11 protein-coding genes are annotated in these 9887 nt (G+C 53.1%); 5 read left to right on the forward strand and 6 right to left on the reverse strand.

Annotated elements, in window-relative coordinates:
- Positions 1-697 precede the first annotated feature (697 nt).
- Positions 698-1816: a PIN domain-containing protein gene (locus GH784_RS26790; protein WP_153794027.1), complete on the forward strand. Its 1119-nt coding sequence runs from the start codon at positions 698-700 to the stop codon at positions 1814-1816.
- Positions 1817-1866: 50 nt separating this feature from the next.
- Here the strand turns inward: GH784_RS26790 and GH784_RS26795 are convergent, their stop codons facing one another.
- Entirely contained in the window at positions 1867-2130 is a 264-nt protein-coding gene (locus GH784_RS26795; RefSeq protein WP_153794028.1) for a hypothetical protein, read from the reverse strand.
- 138 nt (positions 2131-2268) lie between these two features.
- Here GH784_RS26795 and GH784_RS26800 point away from each other — a divergent pair, with 138 nt between their 5' ends.
- From GH784_RS26800 to GH784_RS26810, 4 genes are all read left to right on the forward strand, one after another.
- Complete coding sequence (locus tag GH784_RS26800) at positions 2269-2526, forward strand: immunoglobulin domain-containing family protein (protein WP_092773891.1); 258 nt, start codon at positions 2269-2271, stop codon at positions 2524-2526.
- A 50-nt stretch (positions 2527-2576) separates the two neighbouring features.
- The gene (locus tag GH784_RS27250) at positions 2577-2750 is read left to right on the forward strand and encodes a hypothetical protein (protein ID WP_167304859.1); all 174 of its coding nucleotides are present in this window, start codon (positions 2577-2579) and stop codon (positions 2748-2750) included.
- Positions 2751-2753: 3 nt separating this feature from the next.
- On the forward strand, positions 2754-3374 hold the full coding sequence (locus GH784_RS26805; RefSeq protein ID WP_153794029.1) for a zeta toxin family protein: 621 nt from the start codon (positions 2754-2756) through the stop codon (positions 3372-3374).
- 159 nt (positions 3375-3533) lie between these two features.
- Positions 3534-4538, forward strand: coding sequence for a DUF4238 domain-containing protein (locus GH784_RS26810; protein ID WP_246670506.1), 1005 nt, complete (start codon positions 3534-3536; stop codon positions 4536-4538).
- A gap of 39 nt (positions 4539-4577) precedes the next feature.
- Here the strand turns inward: GH784_RS26810 and GH784_RS27665 are convergent, their stop codons facing one another.
- The 5 genes from GH784_RS27665 to GH784_RS27330 form a co-directional block, all read right to left on the reverse strand.
- Positions 4578-4718: a DUF4113 domain-containing protein gene (locus tag GH784_RS27665; RefSeq protein WP_153794030.1), complete on the reverse strand. Its 141-nt coding sequence runs from the start codon at positions 4716-4718 to the stop codon at positions 4578-4580.
- A 323-nt stretch (positions 4719-5041) separates the two neighbouring features.
- Positions 5042-7789 carry a hypothetical protein gene (locus GH784_RS26820; RefSeq protein WP_153794031.1) on the reverse strand — a complete coding sequence of 916 codons (2748 nt, stop codon included), beginning with the start codon at positions 7787-7789 and terminating at the stop codon, positions 5042-5044.
- A gap of 230 nt (positions 7790-8019) precedes the next feature.
- Entirely contained in the window at positions 8020-8679 is a 660-nt protein-coding gene (locus GH784_RS27585) for an SH3 domain-containing protein (RefSeq protein WP_236775933.1), read from the reverse strand.
- A 6-nt stretch (positions 8680-8685) separates the two neighbouring features.
- Positions 8686-9567 carry a hypothetical protein gene (locus GH784_RS26830; RefSeq protein ID WP_153794032.1) on the reverse strand — a complete coding sequence of 294 codons (882 nt, stop codon included), beginning with the start codon at positions 9565-9567 and terminating at the stop codon, positions 8686-8688.
- 5 nt (positions 9568-9572) lie between these two features.
- A partial coding sequence (locus tag GH784_RS27330) for a peptidoglycan-binding protein (protein WP_210251802.1) occupies positions 9573-9887 on the reverse strand: 315 nt, incomplete at its 5' end.

Below are 9887 nucleotides of genomic sequence, written 5' to 3' on the forward strand. Positions count from 1 at the left end.
TTATCAATCTATAAGTGGATTATTAAGAGCTATTTAGGAAAAATCAAGCCATAGATTATTTTATAGCCACTTAGCATTAAAATTTAAGCCATAGATCGTTTACGTTGGTCAACGAAGGATTTTCGCCACGATAAGGAGTCATAGCTGAATCCACGTCTACCTTAATCTACGCGTTTAACACACAGGTTAGCGCCACGATTGCGATCTGATTGAGGCGTACCTCGGTGGCATCGGCGCTACGTTATCGTTGGCAGCTATCTGCGCTCATGGCTACTATACCGCTTGCGGCTTATTAGCCAGATGAGAAAAACTACGTCTCTTGATGTGGAATTTCAGCACGATAGATCTCCTCTGATTGCAGGGTCGCCTGTTCGAGTCCGTTCAAGAGCTTAAAAGGGAATCCCAGGCGCGGGTATGGTCATCAGCGGCTGGCAGAGCCTTATGGATAGCTACGATTGGTGCATGGATCAGGTGACCGAACTCACGAGGAGCCTGCGATCCGAGTATCCGCGTCGATCTTGATGCCTTCGTCGAGACCGAGAAGCCAGAGGAGTTGTGATACCTTCTCTTTCTACTTCCGTGTCTATCCGCCAGCTCCGTAGCCGTACACGGCATTTCTGAAATAGAGGAAGAGGCCGCCCAGTTGACAGCGGGACCACGACTGCTATCGGTTGTGGCATCAACTGTCGGAATCATTATGCCTAAAAAGACGATGGAAGAGATTAAGGCACTGGTTGATCAAGGGGAAATCCTCGCGATCACGATGGACACCAGTGTATTCGACAAGTTCGGTTGCAATCTGAGATACAAGGGTCTGACGACGGTCGAGCAGTTCAAGGGCAAAGACATTAGCTTCGTCCTGAGCCCGGTAACTATCGGGGAGGTCCGCAACCATATTTCAGCGGCAATAGCAGATGCCGCCACCAAAGCTGCGGCGGGTATCAACCAGTTTTTTAAGGCAAGCCATTCTTCGCTCGTGGTAGGCGATGTCACAAAGGATATTGGTGTTGATGTAGATGCCTTCGTGATCGCTGACGAACAGATCGAAATCTATCTGGAGACTGTTGGCGCTACAACGATTACCGAACAGATCGACAGTGCCGAGCTGGTGCGTCGCTATTTCGAGGTTCTTCCACCGTTCGGTAAATCCAGCGAGAAGAAGGCCGAATTTCCTGACGCAATTGCTCTTTTGACGTTGGAGAAATGGGCGGAAGCGAACGACACACTGGTTCTTGCAGTTTGCAGGGACGGAGATTGGGAGGCATTCGCGGCTGATTCAGACAGGCTCATTCATATTGATGATCTGTCGGCCGCCTTGGGACTTTTCAACGACCAGGACAGCGTGATCGCTGCACGCATTGTCAATTCGATAAAAACGGGTGACGCGAACTCGTTGGAATCCTTCATCCAAACCAAACTTGAATATTATATCGATGGCTATGACATCGATGTGGAAGCGGCCTCCTCGCTGCCTTACGATTACGACATCGATAGCGCATCGATTTCGGATTGGTCATACGCGAACAAAGCAGCCATTGTTGTCGTTTCATCGACCGAAGATGAAGTCGTGGTTAGCTTTGATCTCAAAGTTGAGGCTCTAATCGAAGCCAGTTTCCATTTTTCCATCAGGGATTCAATCGACCGGGACTACGTAAATCTCGGCGGGGCGGGTGCTGAGGCCACCGCCGCATTCTCAGTGAATGCTGTGGCCACGTTCTCCAAGTCAGGAGACCGCGATCCTGATCTGATTGATTTGGAAATTAACGGCCGAGGTGTGTCGGTCGATTTCGGTTCTGTAGAACCAGACTTCAGGTGACAGGGGTGAACTGATGCCCCAGCGCCGCGTTTCTGCCCGACATTTCCGACCTAATCGCCTTTAATGTCGGTTTCGACGGACTTTCCCATCGCCGCCTCGATCCGCTTCTGTCGTTCGACTTCGGGATGATCCCGATCGATGCTATATCGCCTCTGGTTGCCGTCTGCGTAGATCGGGCCTCCGGTAGGCGGTAGATCAAAGATCCAGCGGTCACCATTGAGAACAGCTTCACGGTTCCGGCGTTCGCGACGTTCAATCAGATCCGGGGCAAGCAGGTTGGCGGCAGGATCGCCAAGGGTGCGAAGGCATCTCACGTCAACTATTCCAGCACCTAGAGGAACGGAAGATGCTCGAGGCGCTTAAAGGCTGTCTCCCGCGCCCTGTTGGAACGAGTGTTGCTGTCGGCCGTGCCAGATGCAATAGCTGCGGCCTAATGATCGGAGAATGGAAGAATGCATAATTTAGTGAGTATGATCGTCACATACATTGATAATGAGATTGCGAAAGTTGGGGGTGCTTCCGTGGGGGTCAAATTCTCATATGATCTCTACACTGCGCTTGTGGCCCAAAAACACATTCAAGATAATCCGCACTTCACCGTGAACGGTTCTGGAGCATTCCCGATCACGTTGCCAGCCTATAAAATCAAACACTATGCCACCATCGATACGACCTTCCCCTATCTCTCGTTCGAGGTCGGAACACCCTGATTTGCAGCAGCGGGCCGGACGCGCTATATTGAGGTCATAGGAGATCGACGATGCTTTTGAAGAAGTACGACGAGAACAAGGAAGCCCTCAAGGAAATCGGCCGCGAAGCAATTGCCGAGCGCCGTCGTCTGGGCTTGCCGATCTCCGCCAAGGATCTGGCGAACGAGGTCAAGGATCGAGCCGAACACGAGGACATTCGTGTTCATGCCGCCATGGGGCGGTAATCATTGTCGAAGCCATCTTGCATCATTCTGGGCGGCCCCAACGGGTCCGGCAAGTCCTCTGCCTATGCCAAGCTGCAGCTCGACGGCGTTTGGATCAATGCCGATGAGATCGCCAAGGAGCTGACCGGGACCGGTGACGGGCGAGCGGCGGCCATGGCCGCAGGCAGGGCGGCCATCCGCAAGCTCGCGGACATGATCGCCACCAAGACGTCATTCATCTACGAGACTACCCTGAGCAGCCAGCAGGCCGTCAACCTGATGCGCGATGCCAAGGCGGCCGGGTTTTCGGTCGGCCTCTATTACGTCGCCCTGGATTCCGTTGAGACCAACGTCGAGCGCGTTAAGCAGCGTGTCGAGGCTGGCGGTCATGACATTCCAGAAGCTGACATCCGCAGGCGGTACGCCGGATCCCTGGATAAGCTCGCTGCGGCGCTGACCTATGCGGACGAAGCCCTGCTGATGGATAACAGCGGCCTCGAACCTCATGAGGTGTTCCGGATCTCGGCTGGTGAGGTCGTGTCGGCCGACTTCGACGATCGGCTGTATTTGCATCACCGAATGATTGAGAGTGTCTGCATCGCCTATGGCCTGTATCGGGTCGGCAATGTCTTCAGGAAGCGGTAGAAAAGGAAAAGGCTGCCTCCGGTAGACAGCCTTTTTGATGTCGCGCCACACTCCGACTTCGAACCCTCGAAATCATTGAACAGCCTCCGCAGGCTTGTCGTAAGGCGTGGGTGTCGAGTTCCACAGTTTCGATGATTATTGTCGGCGGCGAGGAAATCAATGCCTCTTTTCTCTGTAGTTCCGAAGGGATTGTCTCGACTGGTTTTGAAACCTCTTGGTGACTGCTATACGGAATCCATGAAGTCAGCGAATCCGCCCACCAAGCATCATTACATCCCTGCATTCTATCTCAAGCGCTGGGCTGTCTCCGGGAACGTGGCCCAGTTCGCCAAGATCCGCGACGACAAGATCATCGTCTTGGCAAAGGCACCCGAGGCAACAGGGTTCGAAAACCGCCTGTACGAAATGAAGGGTCACGATCCGGCCGTCGCGCAGATGTTCGAAACCAAGTATTTCCAGCCGCTGGACACCAATGCTGCGGAAACCCTTGAACTGCTATACCGGCGCGGTCATCTCGCGGATTGGACTTCGGAGAGCCGATCAGCCTGGACGCGCTTCATACTGTCGCTTCTCCTGCGATGCCCTGAAGACATTCATATGTTTCGGGACTGGTGGATTGAGGATTTTGGCCGAGTCAGTGCGAAGGCTGAAAGGAACTATCAGGAGAAGCGGACGGCGGAAGAACCAGCCACGTTTACGGAATATCTGCTCGGGCTACCTGTCGCGGCTAAAGAGTCGGCCATGTTCAATACGTTGAACACGCTCCTAGAGCATGATGAGGTCGGAACACATATCAACACGATGCACTGGCGCATCCTGCAAACCCCAGCCTCCGCTCCTCTACTCCTGACATCGGATCGTCCGGTCATCAGGACAAACGGCCTAGACAGCAATGGCAGCCATATTGCCTTGCCAATTGGCCCTCGGTTTCTGTTCATCGCCTCCCACGATGCAGACTTCCTTCGCGGCCTACTGCGGGCCAATCAGACCGCACTCGTGAAGGAATGCAATGGACAGATTGTTGAAGGCGCGGTGCGCTTCGTCTTTGCATCTGATGAGCGCCAGACCCGGTTCGTTATGAATCGGTTCGGCAAGCAGCCTCAGCCTCGGGTCATGGAGAGCATAGTCAGGAATTTGAGCAAGGTGGAAGGCCCGTTTTTCTAGATTCCTATAAGGTAGCTTGTCGGAACTCAGGCTGTCGTATTATGCGAGGACAATCGGAAGCTCGGAAAGCCGGGTCGTGTACCTGGGCGACCTCATATCTGCCTTGGTAGCAAATGGCTGTTTAAAGCCTTCGCTGGCAAGGATCAGGGTTTTCTTTCCCCACTTGTCGTTGTCTACCATCCGTCCTTAGCCTTCATAGGCTTGACCCGCGCGGCACATGTTTAGCCACAAAATGCGTCAGGCCGGTGAGTTAAGTGCAAAACGATTGGCATAAGGTCCACATATACTTATTGTCCTACGAACTATGTCTTTTCAGCCACTTGAGCTATCTGACCAACCTGTCGCCAGTTCGATTCCTTTCAAGGCGTACAAGGGTCTGGCTTTACACCCCTTTCCTAGCTCTGACGAATGGAGAACCGCGAATGACTAAAGGCGCTTTCGGTAAAGGTATTCCCAGCCATTTCGCTTAGATAGCCAGGTGGGAATGGTTTACACGAGTTACTCTAGGGCGTCGGGAACTCACGATTTGCTGCTCTCCACCGACTTTCAAAACTGTGCCCAGACTTCCAAATATTAATCTTGGCGACCTCGTCCGCGCATAGCGCGTGCAATGGATCCCGCTCCATTTCGAATTCATCATCCAGCACAATACCGAACAAGACGCACTCCGTTCGGTATTCTCCACGTTCCCGGCTCTTAAATTTCAATGCAACTCGAGTTACCAACGCATCCAGTTTCCGATCTTTCCAATTTACGCTACCAAAATCGTCAACGGACGTGTCGACGTTCCCGAGTTCCCAGCCATCTCTCTTCTGCGCATTGAGCCAGTCAGTGAATTCCCGATAAGTAGGCGAATTCGTCTGTATTGCAGCTAACCCGCCATCGGGTGTCAGCGACGCTTTGAGGAAACTTGTAAACTTCGTCAGCCGCGCATTCGCCGCTGGGCCGTTGACTTTTTGGAGCTCAGCTTCAACGACGCCTCGGCGTGACTGCTCCTCTTGTCTCCGAATATCGGACAAGCGCTCCGCTTCCTGAGCTGCAAGTCTTTCAGCTTCCTGCTGCTTCACTGTTTCGAGTTTGCTGGCTGCTACTCTGGCGGCAGACTGTGCAACCTTATCGCTCTCAATCCAAATCGGGAGGAAAATGCCAGCCTTTTCATCGCGCTTCATAGCTTGCGCCAGCTGCTGCAAGGAGCTGGAGGCTCCATACACCACACGGCATTCGTCACGCAGTATCATAGGGTAAACTTGTTCCAAAGTTTTGTCACTTATTACCCTCAGAGGCTTCGTCGTCTCAACGAGCGCAGTGACCTCTTTCAGCATTTCTTCATGAACATCAACTGTCTCCGCAACTACGACGCATAGGTCGCCCTTCTCAGAAGCAGTTTCAAAAGCGCCAAATCCACTTCGAGATCCTGCTTCGACTCCAGACATCACTGCGGTGACGAGAGAGATTTCCTTCTCTTCTCGTTCTGCTAGCTTTTTGTAGTCAATCGCATCGAACACGCGAAGTTTCTTAGCCTCAAGTGCATCCAGAAATGCGACGGCGAAACTTGGTTGCGCCTCGAGGAATGCTTTTCTTTTTGCAATAATCAGGTCAACCCGTTCTGGACTCCGGCTGTCGCACGAGCTTATCTTTACAACTGTCGCACCCATTGGCGCTAGGATGTCTCGTAGACCACGTCTAAGCGAGGGTGTTTCGTCAAGGCCGATCAAGCATACTGCCGCGTAATCTTTCGAGAATGAAAGGCCTCCGTTTAAAGTGCGAACGAGTGATGGTGCATCAGCGGACGCATTGAAAAACGAAACTACGTCACCCCACGCGCCACTCAAGAGCACCGCGTTTAATGGCGTGACTGCAAAAGGTGCGTTCGAGTTTTTCTGAATGACTTCAGGTCCCCCTGCACCCGCAGCCTGGTATCCGGCAAGTTCTGTCGCCAGCCCGGTTCTGGAAATCAATCTTCCAAGTGACTGCCTTGCGTTTTCGAGGACTTCAAGGTCATCCGAGATGACGGCATCGGCAGAAGTCTTTAATTCTTGAACGACTTGCGGGAGTTTTGGTGAGGAAATATTTCCCGCCACCCATTTTGTCAGCGATGCACGCGTCGCCTCAAGTGCCTTTTGATTCGCCAGAACCTGCCTCTGACGGTCGTCAGCGCGCTCCTTATCCCTAGCCGCGACAAAGTCGCTGTAGCCGACTAACGGAACCAAAATGGCCTCGAGTTCAGACGACGCCTGCTCTAGATTTGACGTGTTTCCAGTCGGCAGCGTAACACCAAGGATAGAGGCCTTGTCGGCGACTTGTATAAGGTTCGGGATTTGTGGGTTGAGCCTGATGAAAACTTGGGCATCATCAAGCAGAATACCGGCTTTCAAGCGAGCAGCTCTCAAGTCTGCTGCGACGGCTCGCTCATAGGAAGTCTTATCTGCGAAACCCTTTTCCTGCGCGCTCTTGAAGGTGGCCTTGTCAGCAAATCCTGATGATCGAAAGGCTACATATTCGGTGCGTGTATCGAGACTAAATCGCGAAGCTGCTCGATACTCATCTGCAGTCTCGAATCCACCGGCTCTCGCTTTCCCGTATTCCTCGGCCGTTTCAAATCCCGATCGTGACGCCGCCTCGAAATCGACGTTTGTCTGGAACCCGCGCTGCTTCGCAACGAGCATCACCTGTGGAGATTTGAACCCTCCCTTAACGGCTTGAGCATATGTTTCGCCGTCTTCAAAACCCATACTCTGGGCCACTTGACGTTCTGTCACTGAGCGAAACCCATCCTGCGCACTTTGTTCGATTAGGTTAAGTGCGTAGTCATCGAGATAGTCCCCAGTGGGCGCTCCGAATGCAGCGGTATATGCTGCAAATGCCTTAACCGTCCCAGGTCCGACAAGACCATCGGTCGAACCAGTATAGAACTTCAAACGCGTCAAGGCGATTTGCAGACGTCTCACGGAAGAAACCAGAGTGGTCTGCGTCATCACGTCAGTAGACGTTCCCGCTGTGTAGCTGTGAAACAAGATCGATCCAAAGCCCTCGCCAGCACTTAAAAACGCATCCTGCGGAACAAGTCTAAGATCTTTCAATGTCTGAAGGTTGGGCTTGGCTTTGTCCTTGAACAGGGTCCCCGTTACGATGGCAAATGAGCCGTTACGCGAACGCGTTATAAGCGCCGGGCCAAGAGTTGCGGCAAAAGTCTGCGCGACGGCAGCGGCTTGGTCAAACGTGGGCCGACTAGAAACTACCAGCCAGATCATCGTTGGGTTGGGAGTGGGCAAGGCTGCCGGCTGGACGCTCGTCAGACCCGCGGTGACCTTGATGCCGGCTCTGGCCTCAGGTGCGGCGCTGGCGGTTCCTCCGATCAAGCCATGCAAAACGAAAACGCAGCAACTTAGTATTGCAACTCTACGCACGAAAATATCCCCGATCCCCTACTGGAGATGATATTAGTCGAAGATCATGTTAGCGCAACTAGATGTTGTTCATGCTACTCGCTCTTTAGGAATTTTGCATTCACCCATCCATTTTGGCCAGTTTCTTTGACCAGGATCTGGACCCAACCAGCCTGCTCATCGACAATGGTGACAACAAGCCCGGTAGTCAGTACCTCGATCAAGGGCGAACTGGGGTCTGGTCGTGTCCGCATATTAAGGTTGGTTGTAGTTTGCGCTACCCTCGCACTTGTTTTCGCATCTGATGGAGCGTCCGCTACCTTAGGGGTCGATTTCACTTCCTTTGTGGTCAACGTTGGGAGAGGCGAAGCTGAATTATTAGCGTCATTGGCGGAAGCGGCAACGCCACCCATCTTCTGCGCCAGTGCAGCCTCTATTGCGATGTCGAATGCCTGCTTGACGTCGTTATCGATACTTCGAAATTGCCTCACGGGCGGTTCGTCTTCTGCCGCCTTCATCCCAGTTGGAAGCGCTGTGAGCTTTTGATCCGTGGTTGTAGATGGCGATTGAGTGCCCGCAGACGCCTGGCGGCTTTGGATCTGTTGTTGACCAGATGAACCATCAATTTCTGTCTGAGGTGAGCCGGGTGAAATTCTACCAGGAGCAACCTCCGGATTGGAGGGTAGGTTTGCTAAGACCGTCGAGCTGACCGTCATCGCGACGATGATCCAGAAATTCCGGTACGGTGCAGACATTGGCAATTATCCCCTGTCTACTTCGATTTGCTTCAGTCGGACAAGTGCATCGTACATGGCCTGTGGAGGTGCGTTTCGAAGGCGTTCTGCAGATTCACAAAGGCTTTTCAACTGATCAGGAGCATTCGCGAGTTTTTGTTCAAGCCCCACGCGTTCCATAGTGATCGTGCTTTTGACCTGTTGAACCAGATGGGGCTCGGTTGGAGCTGTAGGGTTGAAAGCAAATCTTTGGCCCACGGAGCTCGCCCATGCTTCCACTTCCCCAACAAGAGAAGGTCCAAATCCTGGAAGCTTCGGGACACGCCGATTCTTCACATCAAGGGCATTGGTAAAACCATAAGAGGCTAGAGTTGCTTTGCGGCTTTGGCCGACCCCTGGTATCTTAGCACGCTCGATTAAATGCGATTTCATGTAGTTTGTGAACTGTCGCTCTCGCTTGGCCTTTTCGAGCTCGCCAAGCAACTCACGCTCTTTCGCTGGCAAGCCTGAATATGTGCCGGCAAGCGATAAAAAGAGTCTACGCTTCTCTTCAAATTTCGCTGGACCTGCTTGGGTAAGCCAAGTTTGTCGTTGCTCGTCCCATTTGGCCTCGGCATCCCGGTATTCGACCTCAAACTTCCGCTTCAGGCTTACCGAGAGTGCAGTCATCACGAGTGCTCCGACGCACAGCGCTGTTCCCCAGAAACCGTGAACGAACAGCGCAAGGTAGCCACCGATCGTCAGTGCAGCGGCTCCTGCAAAAACTGTCAATTTCCTCTCAGATCTGGCAGCACGCCCCACCTCGGATAACTGGAGGGCTGGAAGCGGCGGTAACGCGGCTTCCAGCTCTGGAGGTGAGGGCGGTGCAGGGACCGCCTTTATCGTTTCTATAATATGGCTGATATCCATGACGATCAGTTTGCAGCGATCCCGAAGGCATCGAGCACATCGGGCGTAATGGTTCCGGTGACTTTGAGATTGTAATCAGTCTGCATCGCGATCAACGCTGTTTTGCATCCTGGTCCGACCTGACCGTCTATCAGACCCGAATAGTAGCCATATGCGGTCAACGCTGTCTGTACCTGCATCACGATCCTCTTGAACTTGTCTGTGTTGCCGGCAAGAGGCTTTAGCGGCGGAGGACTTGGCGTGATAGGCGCAGTGTAAAGCGGCGCAGGCGTTGCTGGTGCCGGGGGGGCTACAGGCGCGCTGGGTGCAGACGGATAGAT

This window comes from Agrobacterium tumefaciens, from assembly GCF_009649785.1.
GTDB classification, from domain to species: Bacteria; Pseudomonadota; Alphaproteobacteria; order Rhizobiales; family Rhizobiaceae; genus Agrobacterium; species Agrobacterium tumefaciens.

Bases quoted from the DNA above. Each gene is read 5' to 3' on its own strand.
- GH784_RS26830 (WP_153794032.1), bottom strand. From the start codon at position 9,567: ATGGATATCAGCCATATTATAGAAACGATAAAGGCGGTCCCTGCACCG.
- GH784_RS27250 (WP_167304859.1), top strand. From the start codon at position 2,577: ATGCTTTTGAAGAAGTACGACGAGAACAAGGAAGCCCTCAAGGAAATC.
- GH784_RS27585 (WP_236775933.1), bottom strand. From the start codon at position 8,679: ATGTCTGCACCGTACCGGAATTTCTGGATCATCGTCGCGATGACGGTC.
- GH784_RS27665 (WP_153794030.1), bottom strand. From the start codon at position 4,718: ATGGTAGACAACGACAAGTGGGGAAAGAAAACCCTGATCCTTGCCAGC.
- GH784_RS26800 (WP_092773891.1), top strand. From the start codon at position 2,269: ATGCATAATTTAGTGAGTATGATCGTCACATACATTGATAATGAGATT.
- GH784_RS26820 (WP_153794031.1), bottom strand. From the start codon at position 7,789: ATGATCTGGCTGGTAGTTTCTAGTCGGCCCACGTTTGACCAAGCCGCT.
- GH784_RS26790 (WP_153794027.1), top strand. From the start codon at position 698: ATGCCTAAAAAGACGATGGAAGAGATTAAGGCACTGGTTGATCAAGGG.
- GH784_RS26810 (WP_246670506.1), top strand. From the start codon at position 3,534: ATGCCTCTTTTCTCTGTAGTTCCGAAGGGATTGTCTCGACTGGTTTTG.